Annotated in this window: 31 protein-coding genes, 1 tRNA gene and 1 pseudogene; 19 read left to right on the top strand and 14 right to left on the bottom strand. The window is 58.6% G+C overall.

Features of this window, described 5'->3' with window-relative positions; translation table 11 throughout:
• Positions 1-148: 148 nt before the first annotated feature.
• Complete coding sequence (locus V8V93_RS12645; protein WP_338666951.1) at positions 149-871, bottom strand: sulfite exporter TauE/SafE family protein; 723 nt, start codon at positions 869-871, stop codon at positions 149-151.
• A gap of 161 nt (positions 872-1,032) precedes the next feature.
• On the opposite strand from V8V93_RS12645, the gene V8V93_RS12640 reads away from it, so the two are divergent.
• The gene (locus V8V93_RS12640) at positions 1,033-1,212 is read left to right on the top strand and encodes a ferredoxin (protein ID WP_338666950.1); all 180 of its coding nucleotides are present in this window, start codon (positions 1,033-1,035) and stop codon (positions 1,210-1,212) included.
• Positions 1,213-1,280: 68 nt separating this feature from the next.
• On the opposite strand, the gene V8V93_RS12635 is transcribed toward V8V93_RS12640, so the two are convergent.
• The 4 genes from V8V93_RS12635 to V8V93_RS12620 form a co-directional block, all read right to left on the bottom strand.
• Positions 1,281-1,727 (bottom strand): DUF1499 domain-containing protein, encoded by a 447-nt coding sequence (locus V8V93_RS12635; RefSeq protein WP_338666949.1) that lies wholly within the window; start codon positions 1,725-1,727, stop codon positions 1,281-1,283.
• A 64-nt stretch (positions 1,728-1,791) separates the two neighbouring features.
• Positions 1,792-2,661 (bottom strand): DMT family transporter, encoded by an 870-nt coding sequence (locus V8V93_RS12630; protein WP_338666948.1) that lies wholly within the window; start codon positions 2,659-2,661, stop codon positions 1,792-1,794.
• Positions 2,662-2,717: 56 nt separating this feature from the next.
• Positions 2,718-3,050 carry an MGMT family protein gene (locus V8V93_RS12625; RefSeq protein ID WP_338666947.1) on the bottom strand — a complete coding sequence of 111 codons (333 nt, stop codon included), beginning with the start codon at positions 3,048-3,050 and terminating at the stop codon, positions 2,718-2,720.
• Positions 3,051-3,165: 115 nt separating this feature from the next.
• Positions 3,166-3,420 (bottom strand): hypothetical protein, encoded by a 255-nt coding sequence (locus V8V93_RS12620; RefSeq protein WP_338666946.1) that lies wholly within the window; start codon positions 3,418-3,420, stop codon positions 3,166-3,168.
• Positions 3,421-4,510: 1,090 nt separating this feature from the next.
• Here V8V93_RS12620 and V8V93_RS12615 point away from each other — a divergent pair.
• Positions 4,511-4,792, top strand: coding sequence for a TIGR03905 family TSCPD domain-containing protein (locus V8V93_RS12615; RefSeq protein WP_338666945.1), 282 nt, complete (start codon positions 4,511-4,513; stop codon positions 4,790-4,792).
• Positions 4,793-4,899: 107 nt separating this feature from the next.
• Here V8V93_RS12615 and V8V93_RS12610 read toward each other — a convergent pair whose 3' ends face one another.
• Positions 4,900-5,322, bottom strand: coding sequence for a hypothetical protein (locus V8V93_RS12610; protein ID WP_338666944.1), 423 nt, complete (start codon positions 5,320-5,322; stop codon positions 4,900-4,902).
• Between the two features lie 20 nt (positions 5,323-5,342).
• Positions 5,343-6,188 (bottom strand): SEL1-like repeat protein, encoded by an 846-nt coding sequence (locus V8V93_RS12605; protein ID WP_338666943.1) that lies wholly within the window; start codon positions 6,186-6,188, stop codon positions 5,343-5,345.
• Positions 6,189-6,638: 450 nt separating this feature from the next.
• Between V8V93_RS12605 and V8V93_RS12600 the strand changes: the two are divergent.
• Both V8V93_RS12600 and V8V93_RS12595 read left to right on the top strand, forming a co-directional pair.
• Positions 6,639-6,913: pseudogene (locus V8V93_RS12600) on the top strand (integrase core domain-containing protein); the annotation flags it as partial.
• Positions 6,913-7,671 (top strand): class I SAM-dependent methyltransferase, encoded by a 759-nt coding sequence (locus V8V93_RS12595; protein WP_338666942.1) that lies wholly within the window; start codon positions 6,913-6,915, stop codon positions 7,669-7,671. The pseudogene V8V93_RS12600 and the gene V8V93_RS12595, both read left to right, overlap by 1 nt.
• 269 nt (positions 7,672-7,940) lie before the next feature.
• Here the strand turns inward: V8V93_RS12595 and V8V93_RS12590 are convergent, their stop codons facing one another.
• The 3 genes from V8V93_RS12590 to V8V93_RS12580 form a co-directional block, all read right to left on the bottom strand.
• Entirely contained in the window at positions 7,941-8,852 is a 912-nt protein-coding gene (locus tag V8V93_RS12590; RefSeq protein ID WP_338670190.1) for a tyrosine-type recombinase/integrase, read from the bottom strand.
• A complete protein-coding gene (locus V8V93_RS12585; protein ID WP_338670189.1) occupies positions 8,735-9,076 on the bottom strand; it encodes an Arm DNA-binding domain-containing protein in 342 nt (113 codons plus the stop codon). Before V8V93_RS12585 ends, V8V93_RS12590 begins: the two co-directional genes overlap by 118 nt.
• A 255-nt stretch (positions 9,077-9,331) precedes the next feature.
• A tRNA-Ser gene (locus V8V93_RS12580) sits at positions 9,332-9,427 on the bottom strand.
• Positions 9,428-9,619: 192 nt separating this feature from the next.
• Between V8V93_RS12580 and V8V93_RS12575 the strand changes: the two genes are divergently transcribed.
• Positions 9,620-10,261, top strand: coding sequence for a hypothetical protein (locus V8V93_RS12575; RefSeq protein ID WP_338666941.1), 642 nt, complete (start codon positions 9,620-9,622; stop codon positions 10,259-10,261).
• Between the two features lie 69 nt (positions 10,262-10,330).
• Here the strand turns inward: V8V93_RS12575 and V8V93_RS12570 are convergent, their stop codons facing one another.
• The 3 genes from V8V93_RS12570 to V8V93_RS12560 form a co-directional block, all read right to left on the bottom strand.
• Positions 10,331-10,717, bottom strand: coding sequence for a NifB/NifX family molybdenum-iron cluster-binding protein (locus V8V93_RS12570; RefSeq protein ID WP_338666940.1), 387 nt, complete (start codon positions 10,715-10,717; stop codon positions 10,331-10,333).
• A 76-nt stretch (positions 10,718-10,793) separates the two neighbouring features.
• On the bottom strand, positions 10,794-11,282 hold the full coding sequence (locus tag V8V93_RS12565; protein WP_338666939.1) for a nucleoside deaminase: 489 nt from the start codon (positions 11,280-11,282) through the stop codon (positions 10,794-10,796).
• An 8-nt stretch (positions 11,283-11,290) separates the two neighbouring features.
• Positions 11,291-12,106 carry a phosphoribosylformylglycinamidine synthase subunit PurQ gene (locus V8V93_RS12560; protein ID WP_338666938.1) on the bottom strand — a complete coding sequence of 272 codons (816 nt, stop codon included), beginning with the start codon at positions 12,104-12,106 and terminating at the stop codon, positions 11,291-11,293.
• A 173-nt stretch (positions 12,107-12,279) separates the two neighbouring features.
• Between V8V93_RS12560 and V8V93_RS12555 the strand changes: the two genes are divergently transcribed.
• From V8V93_RS12555 to V8V93_RS12490, 14 genes are all read left to right on the top strand, one after another.
• Entirely contained in the window at positions 12,280-13,917 is a 1,638-nt protein-coding gene (locus tag V8V93_RS12555) for a CTP synthase (RefSeq protein ID WP_338666937.1), read from the top strand.
• 3 nt (positions 13,918-13,920) lie between these two features.
• Complete coding sequence (gene kdsA / locus V8V93_RS12550) at positions 13,921-14,724, top strand: 3-deoxy-8-phosphooctulonate synthase (protein WP_338666936.1); 804 nt, start codon at positions 13,921-13,923, stop codon at positions 14,722-14,724.
• On the top strand, positions 14,717-15,241 hold the full coding sequence (locus V8V93_RS12545) for a KdsC family phosphatase (protein WP_338666935.1): 525 nt from the start codon (positions 14,717-14,719) through the stop codon (positions 15,239-15,241). Before kdsA ends, V8V93_RS12545 begins: the two co-directional genes overlap by 8 nt.
• Positions 15,242-15,859, top strand: a complete 618-nt coding sequence (gene lptC / locus V8V93_RS12540; protein ID WP_338666934.1) for an LPS export ABC transporter periplasmic protein LptC — start codon at positions 15,242-15,244, stop codon at positions 15,857-15,859.
• Between the two features lie 4 nt (positions 15,860-15,863).
• Entirely contained in the window at positions 15,864-16,700 is an 837-nt protein-coding gene (locus V8V93_RS12535; protein WP_338666933.1) for an LptA/OstA family protein, read from the top strand.
• Positions 16,701-17,426 carry an LPS export ABC transporter ATP-binding protein gene (gene lptB, locus V8V93_RS12530; RefSeq protein ID WP_338666932.1) on the top strand — a complete coding sequence of 242 codons (726 nt, stop codon included), beginning with the start codon at positions 16,701-16,703 and terminating at the stop codon, positions 17,424-17,426.
• A 239-nt stretch (positions 17,427-17,665) separates the two neighbouring features.
• Positions 17,666-19,075, top strand: a complete 1,410-nt coding sequence (gene rpoN, locus V8V93_RS12525; RefSeq protein ID WP_338666931.1) for an RNA polymerase factor sigma-54 — start codon at positions 17,666-17,668, stop codon at positions 19,073-19,075.
• Positions 19,076-19,111: 36 nt separating this feature from the next.
• Positions 19,112-19,654 carry a ribosome hibernation-promoting factor, HPF/YfiA family gene (gene hpf / locus V8V93_RS12520; RefSeq protein WP_338666930.1) on the top strand — a complete coding sequence of 181 codons (543 nt, stop codon included), beginning with the start codon at positions 19,112-19,114 and terminating at the stop codon, positions 19,652-19,654.
• Between the two features lie 2 nt (positions 19,655-19,656).
• A complete protein-coding gene (locus tag V8V93_RS12515; RefSeq protein WP_338666929.1) occupies positions 19,657-20,106 on the top strand; it encodes a PTS sugar transporter subunit IIA in 450 nt (149 codons plus the stop codon).
• Positions 20,107-20,124: 18 nt separating this feature from the next.
• Positions 20,125-21,006: an RNase adapter RapZ gene (gene rapZ / locus V8V93_RS12510; protein WP_338666928.1), complete on the top strand. Its 882-nt coding sequence runs from the start codon at positions 20,125-20,127 to the stop codon at positions 21,004-21,006.
• Positions 21,007-21,008: 2 nt separating this feature from the next.
• Positions 21,009-21,446 (top strand): PTS sugar transporter subunit IIA, encoded by a 438-nt coding sequence (locus V8V93_RS12505; RefSeq protein ID WP_338666927.1) that lies wholly within the window; start codon positions 21,009-21,011, stop codon positions 21,444-21,446.
• Between the two features lie 10 nt (positions 21,447-21,456).
• The gene (locus V8V93_RS12500) at positions 21,457-21,921 is read left to right on the top strand and encodes a PTS sugar transporter subunit IIB (RefSeq protein ID WP_338666926.1); all 465 of its coding nucleotides are present in this window, start codon (positions 21,457-21,459) and stop codon (positions 21,919-21,921) included.
• Positions 21,885-22,622, top strand: a complete 738-nt coding sequence (locus tag V8V93_RS12495) for a PTS sugar transporter subunit IIC (protein WP_338666925.1) — start codon at positions 21,885-21,887, stop codon at positions 22,620-22,622. Before V8V93_RS12500 ends, V8V93_RS12495 begins: the two co-directional genes overlap by 37 nt.
• A 334-nt stretch (positions 22,623-22,956) precedes the next feature.
• A complete protein-coding gene (locus tag V8V93_RS12490; protein WP_338666924.1) occupies positions 22,957-23,877 on the top strand; it encodes a manganese-dependent inorganic pyrophosphatase in 921 nt (306 codons plus the stop codon).
• Positions 23,878-24,241: 364 nt separating this feature from the next.
• Here the strand turns inward: V8V93_RS12490 and dapA are convergent, their stop codons facing one another.
• A complete protein-coding gene (gene dapA, locus V8V93_RS12485) occupies positions 24,242-25,123 on the bottom strand; it encodes a 4-hydroxy-tetrahydrodipicolinate synthase (RefSeq protein ID WP_338666923.1) in 882 nt (293 codons plus the stop codon).
• Positions 25,124-25,169: the final 46 nt, after the last annotated feature.

Raw genomic sequence — 25,169 nt, 5'->3', positions numbered from 1 at the left:
TGTATTTGTTCCTCTTTATCGCAGATAGCCACCGGCAAATAAAGAAAAAACAGCGTCGTCGGCCATAAAAACGTCCGCCGGACGCGGGGCAATTCTTGCGGAAACGGAAATTCGTACGGCATTTCGTACGGTTGAGGCAGAGCGGGGGCTAGATGTTCCGGTACAACATCATGCAGCCGAGAAGGAAGACCAGGGCCAGGGCGAGACGCCGGTAGCCGTGGTTGGAGAGGCGCTCGTACGCCCAGGTGCCGAGGAAGATGCCGGAGAGCAGGGCGGGCAGGGACAAGACGTAGAGGTGCAGGACTTCGCCCGTAATCATGCCGGATGCGGCCTGGGTGGCAATGATGACCAGGTTGGACAGGGCGAAGAAAAAGGCCAGGGTAGCCTTGGCTTGGTCTTTGGTCCAAGGCTGGAGGGCGGTGTATACGATGACCGGCGGGCCGCTCACGCCCAGGCTGCCGCCGAGCACGCCGGAGCAGAACCCGGCCAGCACGGTCAGTCGCTTGCCGAAGGCTCGCGGCGCGGGCCGGACCAGGAATTGATAACTGGTGAAGGCGACCATGATGACGCCCACGCTGACGGACAGCCCCTGGGACGGGACCTGTCTGAGGGCATACACCCCGAGCGGTATGCCGACGAGACTGGCCCCCAGCAGTGTGAAAGTGCATTGGAGATTGATGCTCTTGCGCAGGTGGAAGCTCAGGTAGAAACTGATGATCACCGCCAGGAGGACCATCAGGGGCACGCTGGTCCTGATGTCCAGGAAGAATCCCAGCAGAGGCAGGGCGATGAGCCCGAACCCGAACCCGGTCACCCCCTGGAGAAAGGCAGCGGCGAGCACTATGGAGACGATGGCGAATGTTTCGAGCATGCGCCGTGGCGTATCGTATTTGCTTCCGGCTGCCAACGGAGAATTCGCATCCAGTGAATTTTGGTGGAAAAACAGTTGCCACCAAATTGGCTCGCAGGGTATAGGTATCTACAAATGGACATCCATTTTTAACTAATTCCAGTATCTCAGGAGGTTGAGTTATGGCCATTGTTATTGATCAGGATGAATGCATCGGTTGTGAGTCTTGTGTTGAGATCTGTCCGGAAGTGTTCGAGATGGATGCCGACGGAGAAAAGGCCACGGTCATCGCCCCGGACTCCACCCTTGATTGCGTGGACGAAGCCATCGAGACCTGCCCCAATGAGGCTATCTCCAAATAGCTCGCGACTTGGTAAAAAAAAGACCGCTTCCATCAGGAAGCGGTCTTTTTTTTGTCTTTCGGAAACAGCTACCGCATGCCGGAAAAGATCATACGTACCTCTTCGATCCGGTCACGGCTGTCCGAGAAATCCAGGGCTTCGCCGCGTGACAGGGCGTGGACTTGGATCAGGCCGGCGTCCTGGTCATAGTAGAATTCCGCGTCGTCCATGGTGCGCAGGACGCTGCTCTTGAATTCGGCGCGCAGGTAGTTGCCTTCGGACAGAAGCACCTTGCCTCCGAAAACCGATTCCACGGCCCTGCCCAGATCGACCATGACCTTGTTGGGATCGCCCGTGGCCTTGATCGGGTCTATCTTGTGCTTGGCATCGGTGGCCTGTGAAGAGACGCAGTCCACGTCGAACGGACAGACGGCGAATTTGCCCTCGGTCATACCAAGGTCGGGGGCCTTGGTGGAACAGGCGGAGAGGGCGGCCAGGGAGACGGCGATAAGAGTGGTCAAGAGTAACTGTTTCATGGTCCTCAATCTATTGTGAAACCGGATGAAAAGGCAACCCTTTTCCGGGGCGAATCGAGACGGGTCAGCGAGGGCGGGTGGCCATGACCACACCGGAGAAGATGAGCACGAATCCCACGCCGTGGACCACGGTCACGGGCTGGCCGAGCAGGAGCCAGGCCCCGACCCCGCTGAAGACCGGCATGAAGTACTGGAACAGGGCCGCATTGCCGGGACCAATGTGCATTATTGCGGAATTCCAGAGGAAGAAAGCGGCCAGCGAGGCCAGTACGCCGATGTACAGGACCGCACCGAGTACGGCCGGGGTGAACGACCAGGCCGGGGCATACCACTGCTCGATGAGCGCCGCGGGGATCAGAGGGATGGTCCCGAGGAGAAAGGTCGCCCCGAGGTAGGCGTTCCGGCTGATGGTCGCGGGCTTTCGTTTGACCAGGATGGAATAAACGGCCCACAGGAACCCGGCCGCGAGCATGACGACGTCGCCCGCGCGGAAGGTCAGGTGGACGAGTACGTTCAGACTGCCCCGCGTGGCGATGGTCAGCATCCCGGCGATGGCGATGGTCAGTCCGGCCCAGCGCAGCAGGGAGATGTGCTCCCTGAGGAAGATGCGGGCCAGGATGACCACGAAGACCGGGGTGGTGGAAGCGAACAGGGCCATGTTCACCGCGTCCGTGGTCCGTGCGCTGACGTAGACCAGGGTGTTGAACAGGGTCACGCCGGTCACGGCCGCGAGGATCAGTTCATTCCGGTGGTCGAGCAGGGCCTGCATGTCGCGGCGCATGTCCCGTCTGGCGAAGGGGAGAAAAATCACCGTGGCCGTGAGCCAACGCAGGGCGGCCAGGGTCACGGGCGGGATGTCGTCCACGAATCCGCTGGCTATGAGGAAGTTCCCGGACCAGATGGTCACGGCGAGCAGGGCGAAGAGAAATCCCACAGGACGGCTGCCGAACATAGCGGATAGATAGTCGAACCGGGGTCCCTTGGCAACCGCTATCTACCCGTGACCATTGGCTCAAGAGGCTGCCAGCCGAAGCGGTCCAGATCTATGCGGTCCGTCGCGTCGAAGCGAATACCTTCGCCCAGGAGGAGCCGTTTCTGTTCACCGTACCCCTGTAGTTCGCTCAGGGATATCCTGCCCTCGCGGTTGACGACCCGGTGCCAGGGCAGGTTCTCCGTGCGCGAGCTGGAATGCAGCACACGGGCCACCTGACGCGCCCCCCTGCGGTTGCCCGCCAGCGCGGCCACGCGGCCGTAGGTGGATACGCGGCCTTCGGGGATAGCTCGGATGGTCTCGATAATCTTCTGGGTGAAGGGAGAAGCCATGGGACCTGATAAACCGCCGGGCACCCCGATGGCAAGGCACGGGAGCCGTTACGGCCATGGGCCTTCGACGATCCGGGTTGGGATGCCGCGGCAACAGCAATCCCGAATGCCGGGGCTACTTGAACACCCGTTCTTCCTTGCGGTCCGGGCTCGGTTCGCCGTCCACCAGGAGATAGCGATCCTCCCACCGCTTGAGCATGGTCACGAGCACGATGATGTTGGCGTTGAGCCGGGTCACCTCGGCCTTGGTGGCTTTGGTCCATTTCCATATGAAAAGCGGGGCGAAGATCAGGCAGAAGAGCAGGATGAGCAGCATGAAGAGCAGGAAAAATATGACCACGCCGTTGGTCGCTGCGATATACGGTTCCATGATATCTCCGTTTGGTTGTGGGTGAAGGAGGCTGTACGAGATCTCCGTTTCAGAAGGACGCGGAGCCGATTCCCCCGTAGCGGGGCCTGGCGAAGCTGGGGGCGGGAGTGAGGGGGAGTGAAGAAACAGAAATGGTCATGGCGGCTCCCGTTCCCTAGGCACGTCCATCGGACGCACCCAAGGAATCGATCCTGAAACAGCGAGCAGCCATCATGCGATCAGCCTTCCGATACCCCATACCGATCCAAAAGCAAAGCGCCATCCGTCCTGTCGTAACAGACATGAAAAGAACAATCGGACGTTATGTCCGCAATGTTTCCCCGTCGTAAAAGAGGAGGGCCAAAGTTGTCGCCTCCCGGGGCAAGGCAGTGCAAACCGATAATTTTGCCTAGAAAATGTGTGTAACAGTCTAATTTTTAATGATATCGCTGTTCTCTGCCCAAAGGTGACGCCTGGGCCGGGACTATTTCCTGCCAAATAAGGAGGAATAAATGTTCCAGGTTTCACAATTGCCGTTTGACATGCATTTTGAGTTTCTGTAGTTCACTCCCCGGCGCACGGGGAAATCCCCCTCCCCGAGCCGTTTGGTAGAGAGAGTTCAAAACATGAGTCCTGCCTGTTCGTGTGGTTTTTCCTGTTTGGATTGGGAAAAAAAGCACAAGCGAGAACGTCCTGGAAAGCCCGTGATCGTATCGATTGCATCACGACTTTTTTGCAGGGCCGGCCGCTTCAGGGGGGCCATGCCGGGGGTATTTCACCAGAGGTTCGAAGCCTCTCCTCTCCACCGCGGAAACGCGTAGGGCATGCACCACTGCCGCCCTAGGTATTGGGACCTTTTTGCATAATCGTTTGCGTCGATTGGCAACGTGTTTCCGCAATTGCCTTGAGGAATCGTCTCTGTCCGAACGGAAGACGTGTGGTACTTTTCGGCGCCCCTTTTTCGGGAATCAACCGGAAGGCGGGGGACATTTGTGCCATGCCGCCGTGCCGCAAGGAAAGACGAGTTGTAATTTAACTGGTTCGTCCGGTTTGAATTTTAAAAGAAAATGGATTGAATACAATGGATAACGCACAGCGACAAGCAGCTCCGATGCTCTCCGCACCGCGCAGCCGCTCCAAGGTTGAGCACTTCATCCCCGAAGAGGGTGTCTGCACCAAGGAGATCGACTTCATCGTGGACAACGGCAACATCGACTACGTCAATTTCTCTGGCGGCTGTGAGGGCAACCTCAAGGCCATTGCCTCCATGATCGAAGGCATGAACGTCGATTTCGTCCTGGACCGTTTCAGCGGCATCACCTGCGGCTCCAAGTCCACTTCCTGCGTGGACCAGTTCTGCCACGCCCTGCAGAAGTACATGGATAAACACTAACCCTGATGCGGAGCGCCTCGCCGTCTCCCTCCAACGGAAACAAGAGAAAGCCCCGAGTCATATGACTTGGGGCTTTCTTATGCATAATTGCAGGATTTTTCGTAACGTCAGCAGCCTCCACTGCTCCCGCCACCACCATCGCCGTCGCCGCCGCCTTCGCGTTCCTTGACGTGTTCGTTCAGGAGCTTTTCCCAATTCCGTTTGGATTTCTTGGCTTCGCTGATTTCCCGTTCAAGTCGGTCCTTCTTCATCTCGTCATGAAGCACGTCCTCCCACTTGGTCGGTTTCGATTGGCTCATTTCGTCCAACTCTTTGGTCTTCTCAGCGATCTCCTTTTCCCGGGCTTTGATTTTTTTCTCGTAGAACCCCTTCATGTGGGTATCCTTATCCACAAATTCTTCTTTGGATACTCCCGCCCATTTTTCCATCGTCGTCCTCTCCGGCTCCGCCTGGCCTTCCAAATTATACGCGCATCCGGCCAGAACGAGCACGAAAAGCAATGCGATTACGCTACGTGACAGATTCAGCATTGTTACCCCTCTGTTCGGTCCTATTGATTGTTGGCGGCCGGAGCGGCGAGCAGGGAGTCGATGAGCTGCTCGTCAATAAGGCCCGTCGGGTTCAATCCGGCATCTCGTTGATAGGCCCGGATCGCCTGGATACTTCCATTGCCGATCTCTCCGTCAACATTTTGGGAATAATAGCCCAGGTTCTTCAAGGCATACTGAACGTATTTCCTGGTCTCCTTGGAAGCCAGGTCGTATTTGGCGCCCGCCGTGCGGGTGGCGGTCTGCGTGCCGTAGGAACCGGTACCGGCCTGCGCCGACACAGGCCAGGGTTGCAGGCCCATTCTTTCCAGGGAAGCGGCATTCTTCATATCAGGTGTCACGGGATAGCCGTCTCCATCGACCTGGCCGAAGTGGTAGGCGGCCATTCGATAATTCCGTTGCACCCCCGAGATCCCGCGGGAATAGATCTGTCCCAGCATGTAGTGGGCGGCGTCGTCGCCTGCGTCGGCTGCGGCCTTGAGCAGGGCCATGCCTCTTTGGGGATCGGGTTGAACTCCTTCCACCCCTGTGGCCAGGATGAAGCCGAGTGTCCGCATCGCAGGAGCGTACTGTTGCGCCACCGCCAGTTCTTCTATCTTACGATACTCGGCAATATTCTTTTCCACTCCTTCGCCGGCCAGGTACATCTTGGCCAGTTCGTGTTGCGATTCCGCATCACCGTCCCTGGCCGCCTTCAGATAATGCTCGTGAGCTGTTACCGGGTCGTTTTCCAGGTAAAGAGCCTTGTTGCCTTCACTGAGGTCATGCATGCTCGTGATGTTTTCAACGCATCCGTTTGAACTCAGGACTGCCACAGCAACGAAAATAAACAGCACAATTTGACGCATATGCCCTCCATGCATGATACAAACCTCTGTTTAATTTATGAGACCATAGATAAAAAAAAGGCTTTTGTCATGATGGTAAACGCCCCGGCGACCAGGAAACATCCATCCAAAACCGGATAAAAGAAAAGGGGCCAGCTATCATGCTGACCCCTTTTGAGAGGGTGTCCATGTGATTTCATATCTATCTATTCAAAATTAATTGAGATAAAAAATCACATTTTTTTTGTTGCCCCCAGAGTTACCCCCACCTTGAAGAGGCTGGTGTGAAGTGATCTACCACTCCATTGCCACGAAATGCGGGTCCTGCTACTGTCACCCCATGTCCTGGACAGAATATGACGAACGCTGGTTCATGGAGATAGTTATCTATGTCAGCCCCTTAATGTTTGGGGTATGTGGGCTGTAGGAGGTTTTTTTATGGGCATCCGAAAGCACACGCCGGAACAGATCATTGCCAAGCTGCGCGATGAGCTTCTCAATGGTGAAATCTTCACAATGCTCAGGGAAGCTCGCTACTTGATTGAAGAGTGGCGTTGGGATACAACACCTTCAGACCTCATAGCGCTCTGGGATACAAACCGCCTGCGCCCGAAGCCTCTCTTCCCCTGGGGGGGGGGGAGAGTGGAAGCTGCAAGCAATGGGAGAGCACTTACATTGCAGGTGGTACAACGAATAGGGCAGGTCAGCCAATGGTGTCATTTTATATGAATGGAGGATTATTGTGATGGATAAAGAGTATAATGGGTCATTTTATGACGCCCAAGTGAATACTTCACTACAGTCTGCCCAACAGATGGTGCCATACATATTTGAAATCATAAAACCTGAGTCAATTATTGATGTTGGCTGCGGACTTGGCACATGGCTAAGTGTGTTTAGGCAATTGGGGGCAAAAGAGATCAAAGGAATAGATGGCTCTTGGGTTGACCAGTCGAGGCTGCTTATTCCTAGCGAGTGCTTTTCTTCTTTAGATTTGAAGGAGATTAGTCAACTTGAGATAGATAAAAAGTTTGATATAGCGATGTCTTTGGAAGTTGCTGAGCACTTAAATGAATCAGAAGCTGAATCTCTTGTTAAGTCTTTGACGAATATGTCAGATGTCGTCTTATTTTCTGGCGCTATCCCATATCAAGGTGGTACACACCACATAAATGAGCAATGGCATTCGTATTGGATTGACTTGTTTCGTAAAAATGGTTTTGAAGTTTTAGATTGTTTGAGAGGTAAGTTTTGGAACAACCCCAAAGTGTCTTACTTTTATGCTCAAAATGCCTTTATTTTTTACAATGAGAATAAAGTTGATCGTCCTGGTTTTGAAATTCCATTAATGCCATTTAATTGTGTTCACCCTCAAAGGTATAGTCAGTTGGCAGAATTTGTATGGGTCGACACTTCCTCTTTAATGTTAGAATTAGTCAATCGTTTTAAGAAAGCAACTATTGGGAGAATCATTAATCGGCTTAAAAGGAAAGACTTCATGTGATGGTTAACGTTGACACTGATATGTCTTGACGTTCTCCCCGAATCTTGGCCCAAACAGAATGTGAGTTTTCCGGCGAAATCGACTATCAGAAAGTAGGAGGATTTCGTCGTGAAGAAGTCAAGATACACTGAAGAGCAGATTGCCCTCGCGTTGATTCAACTACTTTTTCTTGAGCCATTTCGTACCTCCTATGTACGGGGTGGTTAGGCTCTGCGGAGTGGTTGCATCACCCCGACAGGGCCGTTTTATTTCATTGCCCGATCCGGGTGTTATGCTTGCTTGAACAGCGGCACCACCTTGCCCTCTGCAACATTTTTTAGTCTGTCCAGGAAGTCGGCCCAGGACTGCATCATTTCGCGGCGCTGGGGCAGGTATTGGCTTCGGTTGTAGGCGGCGCGGATCGCATTTCTCGGCGCATGGGCCAGTTGTGCCTCGATAACGTCCAGAGACCAGCCGGTTTCATTTAACAGCGTCGAGGCCATGGCGCGGAATCCATGGGTTGTCATTTGGTCCCGGCTGATTCCGAGGTAGCGTAGGGCCGCATTCAACGTGTTTGCCGAAATGGGCTTTTCACCACGATTGCCTGGGAAAAGATACTGGCCCAATCCGGTCAGGGGGTAGAGGTCCGCGAGAATGTCCATGGCCTGACGTGAGAGGGGAACGAAATGAGGACGGCGCATCTTCATCTTCTCCGCAGGAATCCGCCAAGTGGGTGTCTTGTCGTCGAGCTCAAATTCGACCCATTCCGCCTTGCGGAGTTCGCCAGGACGGACGAAGAGCAGGGGGGCAAGGCGCAGGGCGCAGCGGGTCACGTGCTGGCCATGATAGCTGTCAATGGCGTTCAACAGGGCACCAACCTGGCGCACGTCGGTAACCGCCGTGAAATGGCTCTTCTCCGGAGGCGGGATGCTGCCTTGCAGGTCTCTTGTCGGGTCGCGCTCAGCCCGGCCCGTAGCGACGGCATAGCGCATAATTTGGCCCACCTTCTGCATTTGCCGCCGGGCCGTCTCCGCTGCCCCACGGGCTTCTATGCGGCGGATACACGCGAGGATTTCCGGCGGGGTCAATTCGTTGATCGCCCGATGCCCCAGCCAGGGGAACACGTCCTTTTCAAGGCGATGAAGCACGGATATCCTGTAGGACTTGGACAGGGTGTGCTTGAAACGGTCGTACCACTCCAGGGCGATGGACTGGAAGGTTTCACTCTCGGCACGTTCCAAGGCCTTTTTTTCCTGGCCTGAGAGGGGTCTTGGCCACCGTCCAGCATCTTGCGGAAGTCCCGCCGCTTGTCCCTGGCCTCGGACAGGCTCACGTCCGGATAGGTGCCCAGGGACAGACGCTTCTCCTTGCCCCCAAAACGATACTTCAGCCGCCACCACTTGCCCCCACGGGAGGAGACTTCCAGATACAGTCCTTTCTCATCGAAAAGACGGTAGATTTTATCCTGGGGTTAGGCCGTCCGGCAGGTAACATCGGTTAAGGGCATGGGGGCAACTCCTTCCGTATCTGGGGGCAACCTTGTACCAGTTGCCCCCATTATTGCCCCCAGTTGCCCCCGGATGTCAATGGACCCTATCAGACGGCGAGACGGCAAAACCAACAAAAAACCCCGTATTCACGGGGCTTTCTGGGTCTCCTGAGACGTTCTTGGAGGGAAATTTGGCGGAGAGGGTGGGATTCGAACCCACGTACGGGCTATTAACCCGTAACTCGATTTCGAGTCGAGCGCGTTACGGCCGGACTTCGCTACCTCTCCTTGGATGGCTATCGCCAATGTGAAGTGGGTATATAAACAGACTCGCGCCAAGTGGCAAGTACCTTTTGGACTTTAACGACGGGGGGAAGCTTCCCCGGTGCGAACGGAAGGGGGGAGAGGACTTCTCGTCGATGGGGTCGACGATTCCGCTTCGTCGTTGTTAATTTCCTGCGAGGCGTGCAGTGGGAACATATGCGACAGGTGATACCGCATGCGACACGTCTTGGGGTCATCTCCTTTTTTGCCGCGCTCTTTGCCATGCTGTCCGCAATCGTGGCAATAACCGGGTGCGGGCCCGCCGTTCGCGAAATCGACGCGCAGCGTGAAGCCCGTTATGCGGAATTGGCCAGGCTCGATCCAGCGGCGGTCCTGGCCGGCCGGGGACCGGCGACCGTGCTGCTCGCGGCCATGTCCCGATCGGGGGGCGTTTGGTTGGAGAAGGGGCTGCTGTTTCCGTCCGAGGTGCGCATCGTCGTCAAGAACGCTGCGTTTGATCCAAGCGGGAACAGGTTGCGCATCAGCCAATATTACCAATACCCGTGGGGGCCGGGCACGGACTACCGGGAGAACACCGAAGCCGTCATTCCCCTGGATGGGCTGGAGTCGTTTCTCAGTCCGCCGGACCCGCGAGGCTCGAGCCGATGCTGGGGCGTGGATTGTAACACGTCGACCAAGGGGGCCATCCTGGTTCATAAGTATTTTCAATTCATTCGGACCGATACGGTGAGCGACGACAAAGAGCGAAACGAGACGGCGACGTTCTGGCATCTGTACTTTACGGTCCGCGAAACGGCCGTGGACGCCTGGGCCGCGCTCAAAACGCTGGCCCGGTAGGATCGGACAGCAAAAGGCCCCCGACCGTGATCGTTCGGGGGCTTTTTGCGTCGATGAAGCTTTCGCGGCCTAGAGCGGCTTGAGTTTGCTCAGGACGGGTTCGTCGTGGTGGTCGCAGTCGTGGTGGTCGCAGGTGATCCGGTTGTCCTTGAGTTCGCCGGACAGCCATTTATCGAGAACGTCCTCGATGGGCCCGGAGCAGCCGCGGACCACTTCGATGCCTGCCTTTCTGAGGATGTTCAGCGCGCCTTCGCCCATGTTGCCGGCGAGCATGACCTTGACGCCACGCTCGGCCAGAATGGGGGCGATGTCGGACTTGCAGCCGCATCCCTGGGGGGAATCCATGCGTTCGCTGAAGGCGATCCGGTTGTCCTGCACGGTCACGAGCGTATAGTGGTCGCAGTGGCCGAAATGGTCGTCGATAAGGCCGTCGCGGGTGGGCAGTGCGATGATCATATGTCTCTCCTGAATAGATATATAGGTCTGAATAGGAGAAAATAAGGCGGATTATCCCGTTGTAAAGAGGGACGGCCTATTTTCTCCGCTCCAGGAAAAATCGTTTGAGCAGGGCGGAGCACTCGGTTCCCATGACGCCCTCCATGGTCCACAGCCGATGGTTGGCAAACGGCAGGGAGCAGCCCTGCATATTGGAGACAAGGGCCCCGGCGCGTTCGTCCCGGGCCGCGAAAACCACCCCGGCCACCCGGGCGTGGATAAGCGCGCCCGTGCACATCAGACACGGCTCCAGGGTTACGGCCATGATAGTGTCCGGCAGGCGGTAGTTGCCCAGCACGCGGGCCGCCTCGCGCAGGCAGAGAATCTCCGCGTGCCCGGTGGGATCGTGGCTGGCGATGGGCCGGTTGTGCGCCGCGGCGAGCAGGGTGCCCGTGGGCGTGAACAGGGCCGCGCCGATGGGGGCCTCGCCCGCCTGGGCGGCCTTGCACGCCTCGCCGAAGGCCACGTCCATGAGGTCGCGCCAGGTGGTCCCGGCAGGCGGTTGGGGCGCAGAGGGTACGGCCATGGCCGGGGCTACCTCTCTTTAAGGTAGCGCACCCCGGCTTCGAGCATGGTCAGGCCGAGCGGGATGGCCGGATCGGTGCCGCGCGTCCAGGACGGGTGGTTGGTCTTGTGGTTGTACGCCTCGGGGTGGGGCATGAGGCCCAGGATGCGGCCGGTGGGGTCGGTCAGCCCGGCGATGCCCAGCGGAGAGCCGTTGGGATTGAACGGGTATTCCAGGGTCACCTCGTTGGTCTCGGGGTGGACGTACTGGACCGCGATGAGATTTTCGTCCTGCAACGCCTGGAACGTGGCGTCGTCCATGGGGATGATCTTGCCCTCGCCGTGGCGGATGGGCACGTCGAGATACTCGATGCCCTTGGTGAACACGCAGGGCGAGGCCGGGTTGGTCTTGAGCCGCACCCAGCGGTCCTCGAACCGGCCGGAGTCGTTGTAGGACAGGGAGACCTGGCGTTCGAAGTAGCGGCCGCCGATGCCCGGGAGCAGGCCGAGTTTGCAGAGCAGTTGAAAGCCGTTGCAGATGCCGAGGATGATGCCGCCCTTGTCGAAGAAACCCTTCAACTGATCCAGGACGGGCTTGCCGTCCGCGTCGTTCGACCACCGCCAGCGCAGGGCCGCCGCCTGGGCCGCACCCAGGTCGTCGCCGTCGAGAAATCCGCCCGGGCAGAGCAGGTAGTTGTAGTCGTCCATGCGGACATGGCCCGCTGCGAGATCGGAAAAGTAAACGATATCGGCATTATCCGCACCAGCTTCCTGCAGGGCGTAGGCGGATTCCTTCTCGCAGTTGGTGCCGTATCCGGTGATGACGAGTGCATTGACGCGGGCCATGAAAATCTCCTCTTCATATTGACTTTGTCGCAGTACCCTGCAAAATTTGCGAAGCAGCGACGTGCTGGGCAGGAACATACGTGTCCGACGCACGACAGTCAACATGGCCGAAAGAAGAGATCGGTCATAATATATCCTTATAATTCAAGCATAACCAAGGGGCTTTCTGACGTATGAAAACCAAGTTCATATTTATTACCGGTGGTGTTCTTTCCTCCCTGGGCAAGGGCCTGGCCGCGGCATCCATCGGCGCACTTCTCCAGGCCCGCGGTCTCAAAGCCACCATTCAGAAGCTTGATCCCTACATCAACGTCGACCCCGGCACCATGAACCCCTTCCAGCACGGGGAGGTGTACGTCACCGATGACGGCGCCGAGACCGACCTCGACCTCGGCCACTACGAGCGCTATCTGGGCACGGCCCTGAGCCAGCAGAACAACTACACCTCCGGCTCCATCTACAACTCCGTCATCCAGAAGGAGCGGCGCGGCGACTACCTGGGCGGCACCGTGCAGGTCATCCCGCACATCACCGACGCCATCAAGGAGGCGGTCATCAACCTGCCCAACGGCGAGGACGTGGCCCTGATCGAGATCGGCGGCACCGTGGGCGACATCGAGGGCCAGCCGTTCCTGGAGGCCATCCGCCAGCTCAAGAACGACCTGGGCAAGGAGAACGTCCTGTTCATTCACCTGACCCTGGTGCCGTACATCAAGGCCGCGGGCGAACTGAAGACTAAGCCCACCCAGCACTCGGTCAAGGAGCTGCGCAGCGTGGGCATCCAGCCCGACATCATCATCGCCCGCTCCGAAGTGCGCCTGCCCGAGGATCTCAAAAAGAAGATCGCCCTGTTCTGCGACGTGGACCAGGACGCCGTGTTTACCGGCGTGGATGTGGACAATATCTATAAGGTGCCGCTTGAATTCTACAACGAAGGCGTGGACCAGAAGATCGCCATCCTCCTGAAGCTGCCCGCCAAGAACGCCGAACTCGCCCCCTGGGAAAACCTCGTCTACAACCTGGACAACCCCAAGGGATCGGTCAAGATCGGCATCGTCGGCAAGTACGTCGACCTGACCGAGGCCTACAAGAGCCTGCACGAGGCGCTGATCCACGGCGGCGTGGCCAACGAGGTCAAGGTGGAGCTGGAGTACGTCAATTCCGAAAAGGTCACCGCGGCCAACGTGGAGAAGAAACTCAAGGGGCTGGACGGCATCTTGGTGCCCGGCGGCTTCGGTTCGCGCGGGATCGAGGGCAAGATCCTGTCCATCAAGTACGCCCGTGAGAACAAGGTGCCCTTCTTCGGCATCTGCCTGGGCATGCAGTGCGCCTGTATCGAATTCGCCCGCAACGTTATCGGCCTGGAAGGGGCCAACTCCGAGGAGTTCGACAAGGCCACCCCGCACAATATCATCTACCTGATGAAGGAGTGGTTCGACTTCCGGACCAAGAAGACCGAGACCCGTTGCGAGGAGTCCGAGAAGGGCGGTACCATGCGCCTGGGTTCCTACCCGTGCAAGCTCAAGAAAGACACCAAGGCCTATGAGGCCTACAAGGCCGCGAACATCGACGAGCGGCACCGCCATCGCTTCGAGTACAACAACAAGTACATCGAGCAGTTCGAGCAGAACGGCATGGTCTTGTCCGGCACGGCTCCGGACGAATCCCTGGTGGAGATCGTGGAGCTGCCCGGCCATCCCTGGTTCCTGGGCTGCCAGTTCCACCCGGAATTCAAGTCCAATCCCATGAAGCCGCATCCGCTGTTCAGGGAATTCATCAAGGCATCCAAAGACGAGAAGGCCAAGAAGTAGCCTATGGCAGACCTGTATACCGCCAGCCGGTCCGGCCCGTTCATTCTGGCCGGACCCTGTGCCATTGAGACAAGGGAGATCGCGCTTCAGACCGCCGGTGTGCTCGCCGGACTGGCCGCCAAACTGGACATCCCCCTCATCTACAAGAGCTCTTTCGACAAGGCCAACCGGACCTCGCTGACCAGTTTTCGTGGGCCGGGACTGGAAGAGGGGCTCAAGATCCTGGCCGAGGTCAAGCGGACTACGGGCCTGCCCGTGGTCACGGACATCCACCACCCCGAGCAGGCCGCACCCGTGGCCGAAGTGGCGGACGTCCTGCAGATTCCGGCCTTCCTCTGCCGCCAGACGGACCTGCTGGTGGCCGCCGCCGAAACGGGTAGGGTGGTCAACGTCAAGAAGGGGCAGTTCCTGGCCCCCTGGGACATGAAGAACGTGGTCGACAAGCTCCGCGCGGCGGGCAATGACCAGGTCTGGCTGACCGAGCGCGGCTCCACTTACGGCTACAACAACCTGGTGGTGGACATGCGCTCCATTCCCCAGATGCGGGCCTTCGGCGTCCCGGTGATCATGGACGCCACCCACTCGGTGCAACTGCCCGGCGGATTGGGCGGCGCGTCGGGGGGACAGCGCGAATACGTGCCGGTCCTGGCCTCGGCCGCCGTGGCCGCGGGCGCGGACGGCGTGTTCATGGAAGTCCATCCCAACCCGGACAAGGCGCTGTGCGACGGCCCCAATTCCCTGCCCCTGAACGAGGTCGAAGCCCTGCTGAAGCGGCTCCTGGCCCTGTGGGAGATCAATCGTGGCTGAAGCAACCGCACTGGCGAAAAAAATCAGGCTGCTGGTGCTCGACGTGGACGGCGTGCTGACCGACGGCGGTCTGTACTACGGCGACGAGGGCATCCTCATGAAGCGGTTCAGCGTGCAGGACGGCCTCGGCATCAAGGTGGCCCAGACTGTGGGCCTTGAGATCGGGGTCATTACCGGGCTGGACCAGAAGCCGGTGGAGAAGCGCGTCAATGAACTCGGGATCGAACATTATTACGCGGGCCGCCACCGCAAGCTGCCCCTCTTCGAGAAGATGTGCGAAGATGTCGGGGTCGCTCCGGAAGAAGCCGCCTACATGGGCGACGACTGGATCGATCTGGCCGTGATGCGCCGCGCGGGGCTGGCCCTGAGCGTGCCCAACGCGGTGCCCGAGGCGATCGAGGCCGCGGACTGGGTGTCCACCCGCAAGGGCGGGCAGGGCGCCGTCCGCGAGGCCATCGCATTCATTCTCGAAGCACGGGGGCTCAAGGATCAGGCCCTGCGGCGCTGGGTGGATTAGATGAAAGGGCGTCCTGCTCTGGTCCTTCTCATCATCTTCGCCCTGGGGTTGCTCCTCGGCCTGGGCGCCAACGCGCTCTTTTTCTCCGAACCCATCCTGGAAAACCAGGATACCGCCGCGCAGGCACCCGTGTCCCGCGAGGATGTGTTCGCCGACGCCGACGTCTCGGCCGAGGACATCGAACTGGTCCAGGGCAAGGAAGGCAGCATGACCTGGAAGCTGTTGGCCAAGAGCGCCAAATACAACCAGGAGCTTGGCATGATCGCCGTGGATTTCCCCCAGCTGACCGCCTATTTCGGCGAGGACCGCCGGGAGGTCTATGTTCAGGCGGACCGGGGCGAGGTGGATCAGAAAAACGACAACCTGACGTTGTACGACGGGGTCAGCGGCCGGTTCGGCAACATGGCCCTGGACGCCCAGCATCTTGATTATGTGGGCGCAATAGGTAAAGTGTATCTCAAGGGCGGCGTCACGGTGCGCCGACCGGACATGACCGTCCAGGCCAAGGCCCTGGAAATCGATCTGGTCTCGCGACAACTGGTGGCCGCAGGCGGCGTGGAAGCGCTGCTGGCCCCCAAAGGACTGGGAAGGAGTCCTTTGCAAGATAACAAGGAATGATACGTTGCTGAAAACGGTTCGCCATACGGGAATACTGCTGGTGCTGGCCCTGCTGCTGGTTCCGGTCCGGGCCTTGGCCCAGGATTGGGGCGAGGTGCGCGAGGCCACGGTCAACCTCAATGTCCGCAAGGCTCCCGAACCCGGCGCCGAGCACGTGGTCACCCTGGCCAAGGGGCAGCGGGTCCGGACCGACTTCCCCAAGAACGGCTGGCTGGCCGTGTTCGAACTGGGTGAGAAGGACCGCGACCCGGCCAAGGCCGTCGGCTACGCCAACGCCAAGTATCTCAAGGTGGTTAAAGCCGGGAAGGCCGAGGCGAAACCCGTCGCCGCGCCCCGGAAGGATTCCGGTGAGGGCGAGGTCAAGGCCCAGGTGGCCGAAACGCCGCCCGCGCCCATCCCGGTGGGCGTGGACCCGAGCCGCATGCCGGTGAAGATCACCTCCGACCGCATGACCTACGACGAGACCGGCAAGGTCATTTCCTTCGTGGGCCACGTGATCGCCACCCACGGCGAGCTGACTCTGTGGGCCGACAAGCTCTCGGCCTATCTCGCGTCCAGTACCGACAAGAAATTCTCCGCCGACAGTGTGGACCGCATCGTGGCCGAAGGCAACGTGCGGGCCAAGAAGGGGACCACAGAGGGAACCTGCGGCATGCTGACCTACCTGGTGGGCCCGCAGCTTCTCAAGATGGAACAGAATCCCAAGCTCCAGGACGGCCCCAACTCTCTGACCGGCGAAGTCATCAACTTCCACATCAAGGATGACCGGTCCGAGGTCATCGGCGGCAAGCAACGCGTCAAGGCCGTGTTCATGACCCCCGGCAACCTGAAGGTGCAGTAGATGGCCGAGGGTCTGCGCGCAACGAACCTGTCCAAGCGGTACGGCCAGAAAGAGGTCGTGCACGGTATCAACATCAAACTCGACGCCCGCGAGGTGGTCGGCCTGCTCGGCCCCAACGGCGCGGGCAAGACGACCACGTTCTACATGCTTGTGGGCATCGTCCAGCCCAACACCGGGGAGGTTTCCCTGGGCGGTCGCGTGCTCACGGGCAAACCCCTGCATGAGCGAGCCCGCATGGGGGTGAGTTATCTGCCCCAGGAGAGCTCCATCTTCAAGAAGTTGACCGTGCGCCAGAACCTGGAGATCATCCTCGAACAGACCTCCCTGACCTCGCGGCAACAACGGGCCAGGGCCGATGAACTCCTGGAGATGTTCACCATCACCAAGCTGGCGGATCAGGCGGCCATGTTCCTGTCCGGCGGCGAGCGGCGCAGGCTGGAGATCGCCCGGGCGCTCATCCTCGATCCCCAATTCATTCTGCTGGACGAGCCCTTCGCGGGCATTGATCCCATCGCGGTCATCGACATCCAGGAGATCATCTCCGTGCTCAAGTCCATGGAAATCGGCATCCTCATCTCCGACCACAACGTCAGGGAAACCCTGAATATCTGCGACCGAGCCTATCTGGTATACGAAGGCACGATCATCCTGGAAGGGGCTCCTTCCGAGATCGTCAAGTCCAGCCGCGCCCGGCAGATATACCTGGGCGAGGATTTTCGGTTGTAAGCCGCCCCCTCCCGTCTTTTTTTCCGCTTTCCCGATTTACACCGTCCCCAAAGGTTGGTACACTTTTTTCATACCAGAACATATTTGATTAATTATTAATAGAAACAGGATGTTAGCACAATTGTGTTGCATCCTTTAATCCGCTATGACATAGTTGAACCGGAAAAAATATCTGGCGGTCGAAAAAAAGTTTCTTTATCCGGCAACCGATAAGCACAACCTCAAGCGAGTAACGAATCATGGGATTGGAACTTCGGCAACAGCTCAAGCTCTCACAGCAACTGGTCATGACGCCCCAGTTGCAGCAGGCCATCAAGCTGCTGCAATTGTCGCGGCTTGAACTGCTGGAGACGGTGCAGCAGGAATTGTTGGAGAATCCTTTCCTTGACGAAACCGAGACCGACACCGAGGTCCCCGACAAGCCGGAAGTGCTGACCGAATCCCAGGCCGAAGAGGAACTGGTCCGCAACGCGGACTGGGAGAACTACCTCGGCGAATTTTCCTCCACCTCCAAGCAAGCCCTGTCCCGCGACATGGAGATGCCCGAGGAGGGCATGTCCTTGGAAGCCCGCCTGGCCTCCAAGCCCTCGTTGGAGGGACATCTGAACTGGCAGATGCGTTTGTCCAATTTCACCGAGCACGAACTGGCCATCGGCGATGTCATCCTCGGCAACCTCGATTCCAACGGCTATCTTCAGGCCTCCATGGAGGAACTGACCGCTATGGTCCAGGCCTCCGATGAAGAGGTCGAGTCCGTCCTGAACCGTATCCGGCATCTGGACCCGGTCGGCGTGGGGGCCCGCACCCCGCAGGAGTGCCTGTTGGTCCAGATGGAAGTCCTCGGATACGACGATCCGATCCTGGTCTCCCTGGTGAGCGATCACCTGGAGGATCTGGAAAAGAACCGCTACAAGCCTCTGGCGCGCAAATTCAAGATATCCATGGACGATCTCAAGGCGTACCTGGATCTGATGCAGACGCTCGATCCCATGCCGGGTGCCAATTTTTCCAGCACCGAGCCGCATTACGTCAGTCCGGACGTGTTCGTCTACAAGTACGGCGACGACTTCGTCATCATCCTCAACGAGGACGGCATGCCGAGGTTGCAGATGAACACCTTCTACATGGATTCCATGAAGGGGGCGGCCGACAAGGAGAAGGAGTATTTTCAGGAAAAGATGCGTTCCGCCGCATGGTTGATGAAAAGTCTGTACCAGCGGCAGCGAACCCTGTATAAAGTAGTTGAGAGCATTGTCGGCTTCCAACGGGCATTCTTCGAGGAGGGCGTGACAAAGCTCAAACCCCTGATCCTCAAGGAGGTGGCGGAGGACATCGAAATGCACGAATCCACCGTGAGCCGGATTACGACCAATAAGTACGTTTCAACGCCGCACGGCATTTTCGAGTTGAAGTTCTTCTTCAACTCGGCCCTGGACCTGAACGACGGTTCCCAGGTGGGCTCGGAGAGCGTCAAGGCGCTCATCAAGCAAATGATCGCAGACGAAGACACGAAGAAACCGCTCAGCGACGAGCGAATCGGCGAAATCCTCCAGGAAAAGCTGGAAGTGAACATCGCCCGGCGTACGGTCGCCAAATACCGCTCGGCCATGGGCATTCCTTCGTCTTCAAAACGTAAGCAGTACTTCTAGATTCTGCTTGAAGCACTCTCAACCAGGAGGCAGCGTATGAACATCAGCTTCACTTTCAAGAACTTCGATCCTTCCGATCACCTCAAGGGGTACGCGGAAAAGCGTTTTGAAAAGGTAGCGAAATACGTTCCCGACGCGGAGGCCGATCTCCAGGTCAACCTGCTGGTCGACAAGTTCCGCCACAAGGCGGACGTGATCCTGAATTCGGATCGCATCCATATCTCGGCCTATGAAGACTCGGAAGACATGTACTCCACCATCGACATGGTCCTGGACAAGCTGGAAGCCCAGCTTCGCAAGATGCGTGAAAAGATGAAGAACCGCCCCAGACAGGCGCGTCCCAATAAAATGGTCCAGATGAACTACCTGTCCTACGAGGACATCGCCCCCGGTTCGTCTCCCACCATCGTCGGCACCGATGCATACGAGCCCAAGCCCATGTCCGTGGACGAGGCCGCCATGCAGCTCGATGCCCGTGACAATGAATTCCTGGTCTTCCTCAACGCGGAGACCGACGGCGTCAACGTGATATACAAGAGAAAGAACGGCGATTACGGCCTTATCGACCCCGGAAACTAAGCATGAAACTCAGTGATTATCTGGCGAAGGAACTGATCCTTCCCGAACTCGAGTCCGAGACGAAGTCGGACGTACTGAAGGAACTCGTCGCCCCCTTGGGCGAGCAATATCCAGAGATGGACACGGACCGCGCGGTCCGAGTCCTTCTCGATCGTGAAGGACTCGGCTCCACCGGCATAGGGGACGGCATCGCCATCCCCCACGGCAAGCTCGAAGACCTGGAAAAGGTCATCGTGGTCGTGGGCCGCAGCCGCAAGGGCGTGGAGTTCGAGGCGCTCGACCACAGCCCGTGCACCATATTTTTCCTGGTACTCGCCCCGGAACAGGTGGCGGGTATGCACCTGCGCGTCCTGGCCCAGATCTCCCGTCTTCTCAAGGACGAGGAATTCCGCAAGGCGTTCCTGTCGGCCGATGATCTCGAAGCCCTTTGGGCCCTTCTCAAGGTCGTATAACCTCATGGGCGGACTCCGTTGACCTCGACCAACCCCTTCCCCGTAGTGATCGTCACCGGGCTCTCCGGATCCGGCAAGAGCACCGCCATCCGGGTCTTCGAAGACCTGGGGTTCTTCTGCATCGACGGGCTGCCCTCCGAGATGTCGCCCAAGCTGGCCGACCTCATCCTCTCCTTCGACACCAAGTATCGCGGCCTGGCGCTCGGCATGGACCTGCGTCAGTTCGAGTTCGTGGACGGCTGGGGCAAGGCCTTGGAAGGGTTCGCCGAACTCGGCATCACCCCGCAGGTCCTGTTTCTCGAAGCCAAGATGGCCGAGTTGGTCCGCCGCTACGCCACCACGCGCAGGCCACATCCGCTGGAATCCCGCAACCTCGGCCTCGAACAGGCCCTGGAGATGGAAAAGAAACTCCTGGAACCGGTGCGGCAAGAGGCGGTCCTGGTCCTGGACACCACGGACTATTCCATCCACGATCTGCGCCGGGTCATCCAGACCAAATGGTCGTCCCTCGAGGAAGTGGGCATGGGCATGCGGGTGCACATCATCACCTTCGGCTTCAAGTACGGCGTCCCGTCCGAGGCCGATCTGGTCTTCGACCTCCGTTTCCTGCCCAATCCCTATTTCGACAAGTCCCTGCGCCCCATGTCCGGCCTGGACAAGGAGGTCTCCGACTATGTCCTGGGCAACCCGACGGGCACCGGGTTCATCAAGCGTTTCCATGAATTTCTGCTCTATCTCCTGCCGCTTTACGCCGAAGAAGGGCGCTACCGTATCACCCTGGCTCTGGGCTGTACCGGCGGACGACACCGGTCGGTTTCCGTGGCCGAGTCGGTGCTGGCAACCCTCAAGGAAAAAGGGTATACGGTATCGATCGAACATCGACACATGGAACTCGGTTAGACATGGCTGCAAAGACTGACAAAAAAGACGTTGTGATCGGCGTGGTGCTGGTCACCCACGGAACCTTCGGCGAGAGCCTGCTCCAGGCCGCGGAAATGGTCATGGGACCGCAGGAAAACTGCCTGGCCGTGGGTATTGACGTGCAAAAGGGCGTGGACGAGGCCCTGGAAGGCGTGCGCAAGGCGATCCAGTCCCTTGAGCAGGGCAAGGGCGTCCTGGCTCTGACCGACCTGTTCGGCGGTTCCCCCACGACCATGTCCCTCTCCCTCATGAAGTCGGAAAATCTCGAAGTCATTACCGGCGTCAATCTCCCCATGGTAGTAGCGGCGCTCCAGGCCCGGTCCATGAAGTTGCCCGAACTGGCCGAAAAGGTCATGGAAGCGGGGCAGCAGGGGATCAAGGTCGCCGGAGCGATGCTGCGTAAAAAAGCGAAAAAATAGGTATGATGCCGTGACTCTCGTTCGTATCGACAACCGCTTGATTCACGGCCAGATCATCGAGACGTGGCTGCCGTACACCGGCGCCAAAAACGTTGTTGTGGCCAACGACGAACTGGCCCACGACATCCTTCAGCAGGAGATCATGTCCCTGGCCATCCCCCAGGCGGTGAAGAGTTCCTTTGTCACCGTGGACGAGGTGCCTGCGACCATGTCTAGGCTCTTCTCCGCGCCCGGCGACCACGACGCCATCATCCTCTTTTCCAACTGTGCCGACGCCCGCCGCGCCTTTGACTCCGGGCTCGACTTCCACGTACTGAACATAGGCAACGTCCACTACAGTCCGGGCAAGCGCCAGATATCCCCGAGCGTCGCCCTGTCGGACGAGGATGAGACCTGTCTGCGCCACCTGAACCGCAAGGGCGTGGAGCTGGACTTCCGGTGTGTCCCCAACGACCCCGTGCAGGTGAGGTTCTAGGACATGGTCATTCAGCACACCTTCGCCTGGTTTGCCATGGTCGCTTTTTTTTTGCCCTCTTTTCCCAGTTCCGCTCGACCCTGAGCATCGGCCTGCTTGAGCGTCCGCTGGTTGTCGGCTTCTTCTGGGGCGCGGCCACGGGCGAGTACACCACCAGCCTGTACATCGCCATCTTCTTCGAACTCTTCTGGCTCGACCTCATCCCGGCGGGAACGTACATCCCGCCTCAGCTTACGGCAGCGACCTTCGCGGCCTTGACACTGACCACGTGGTTCGGCCTGAATCAGCCGTCCCGGATCATGTTCGTGCTCTTTGCCAGCATGCCGCTGGCCTGGATCGGCACCAAGGTGGAAGGGTGGTTGCGCGAACGGGAACAGGGGAGTTACAACGCGCTTCTCAACTGGGCACGCAATCCGGGCTCCAAGCACCTGCCCGGCGCGCTCATCCTCCAGTCCATGGTCAAGGGGCTGTTCATGAGCTGGGCATCCTTTCTAGTGGCCATCCTTATCCTCAAGCAGGGATTCGAGCTCGTCTTTTCCGCGTATCCGACCATCTTCTCGCACCTGGGCGTCACCTGGGCCCACCTCTGGGTGGCCGCCTCCCTGGGCGGCCTCATGGCCCTTCGCCTGAAACGGGCCTATGTCATTCTGGCGACGGGCGTCATCCTCTTCGCCCTGTATCGTTTCCTGCCGACCTTGTAGTCACCTCCATGCCGCCTCAGGGCCGGGCATCCGGTCCGATAGTTTTGCCTGGGCCGGGCCTTGCGATCATCTTCACATGGTGAACGCGGATCGGCTAGCGGCCGGATGGCCTATAACGGGGGCATACTCCTTCCGCCGGCACCGCCGGAAGCCTTGCGGTCCCTGGCTTGTAGCGAAATAGTGGCATTCCGGCGACAGGCAATATTCTTTTCACGCTTTTCTCGCTTGGCCTGCGCTTTTAGCTTGGCAGCCGGTATGCTTTGTGATATCTGTCACATTCTGTTTTCGATGCTCAATTTCCTTATACAGGATAATTCAATTAGGAGGACTTGATATGGCTATTTTGGTTGTTGGACACAAGAATCCCGATACCGACACCGTCGCTTCCGCGATCGGTGCCGCCGACCTGTACAGCAAACGTGGTATGGAGGCCAAGGCCGTGACCCAGGGCGAGATCGCTCCGGAGAGCGCCTTCGTGCTCGAGAAGTTCGGCGTTGCCGTTCCCGAGATCGTCACCGACGCCACCGACAAGCAGATCATCCTGGTCGACCACACCGACATTTCCCAGACCATCGACAACCTGGACAAGGGCGAGCTCCTTGCCGTCGTCGACCACCACAAGCTGGGTGACATCACCACCTCCGGCCCGCTGGAAATGTGGGTCTGGCCCGTGGGCTGTTCCGCCACCGTGCTGAAGTCCATGTACGACTTCTACAACGTCGAGATCCCGGCCAACATCGCCGGCATCATGCTGTGCGCCATCCTGAGCGACACCGTCATGTTCAAGTCCGTCACCTGCACCGACGCCGACAAGGCCGCCGTCGAAGCCCTGGCCAAGATCGCCGGTGTGGACGACGTCATGGCTCTGGGCATGGAGATGTTCAAGGTCAAGTCCGCCGTTGACGGCGCTTCCGCCAGCGAGCTGGTCTTCCGCGACTACAAGGACTTCGACATGTCCGGCAACAAGGTCGGCATCGGCCAGTTGGAAGTCGTGGACCTGTCCATGCTCGACGCCCACAAGGACGCCCTGCAGGCCGAGATCGAGAAGGTCAAGGCCGATGGCCGTCACTCCGTCTTCCTGCTCCTGACCGACATCATGAAGGAAGGCTCCGAGATGCTCATCGCCTCCGACGATCCGTCCGTGGTCGAGAAGGCCTTCGGCATCGCCACCAAAGGCGAGCCCGTGTACCTTGACGGCGTGATGAGCCGCAAGAAACAGGTCGCCCCCAACTTCATCAAGGCCTTCGAAGGCTAAGCTGTAATAAGCTGATTGAGTGCGCAAAGTCGGGCCCGCCAGCATTGTGCTGGCGGGCCTTTGCTTTTGGCATTGGGGCGTCCTTACTGTTCTCACATACCTTTCCGCCGCATGGCCTGAGGTCATTTCCCTTGCTTGCAAGACCTTGCCGAAGGCACACAAGAAATTTTGAAGAGAAAGTCCGGAGGGGAAGCTCTTTCAGCGCCAGCGCTTAGCGAGTCTTCGAGTTCTGGAGCTGGCGACGGCAGCGATAGAGTTTCTCCTCTGGCCGCCTAAGGCACCAACAAAAAAGGGACGGCCGGAAGCCGTCCCTTTTTTGGGAGATGACGAAAAAAGGCCCCGGCTATGAGCCGAGGCCTGGATATCACAAAAGACCGGCGGTTTTCAGCACGGCTTTCAGTTTGGGTTTGTTCTCGTCCTGCAGGGGAACGATGGGCAGGCGGAACTGGGCGTCCTTGAAGATGCCCATCATGGCCAGGGAGGTCTTGACCGGGATGGGGTTGGTCTCCATGAACATGGCCCGGTTGACCGGAGCCATCTTGAGGCTCAGTTCCAGCGCTTTTTCATGGTCCTTGTTGAAAAAGGCGTGGCACATGGAGCTCATGGTCTTGGGCATGATGTTGGAAATGACGGAGATGACCCCAACGCCGCCCACGGCCAGCAGGGGCAGGGCGGTAAAGTCGTCGCCGGACAGAAGCATGAAGTCCCTGCCGCAGAGTTCCACCACTTCGGCGCCCTGGCACAAGTTGCCGGTGGCCTCCTTGACCGCGATGGCCTCGGGCACGGCATCCTTGATCATCTTGAGTGTGGACGGCAGGCAGTTCAGGCCGGTCCGTCCGGGCACGTTGTAGATGACCATGGGCAGAGGGGCCGCCTCGGCGATGGCCTTGAAGTGGGCCACCAGGCCGCCGGGCGTGGGTTTGTTGTAGTAGGGCGTGATCTGCAGGGTGGCATCGGCGCCGGCATCCTTGGCCATCTTGGTCAGCTCGATGGCTTCCTTGGTGGAGTTGGATCCGGCTCCGGCGATGACCGGTACGCGGCCTTTTGTCTGCTCGACGCAGATTTTGATGACCCGTCCCTGTTCCTCGTGGGACATGGTCGCCGCTTCGCCGGTGGTGCCGCACGGCACCAGGCCGTCAATACCCTGCTCGATCTGCCATTCAATGAAATCGCGGTAGGTCGACTCGTCGACCTCGCCATCCTTGAAGGGCGTCGAGAGAGCGGTGAAAGCTCCTCGTAATTCCATCGTCATCTCCTCCTGAAGTATACATATCCATCCGAAAACAAAGCCG

Origin of the sequence: Pseudodesulfovibrio sp. 5S69, assembly GCF_037094465.1 — a bacterium.
GTDB lineage: Bacteria > Desulfobacterota > Desulfovibrionia > Desulfovibrionales > Desulfovibrionaceae > Pseudodesulfovibrio > Pseudodesulfovibrio methanolicus.
This window is presented reverse-complemented; position numbering and strand designations above follow the sequence as displayed.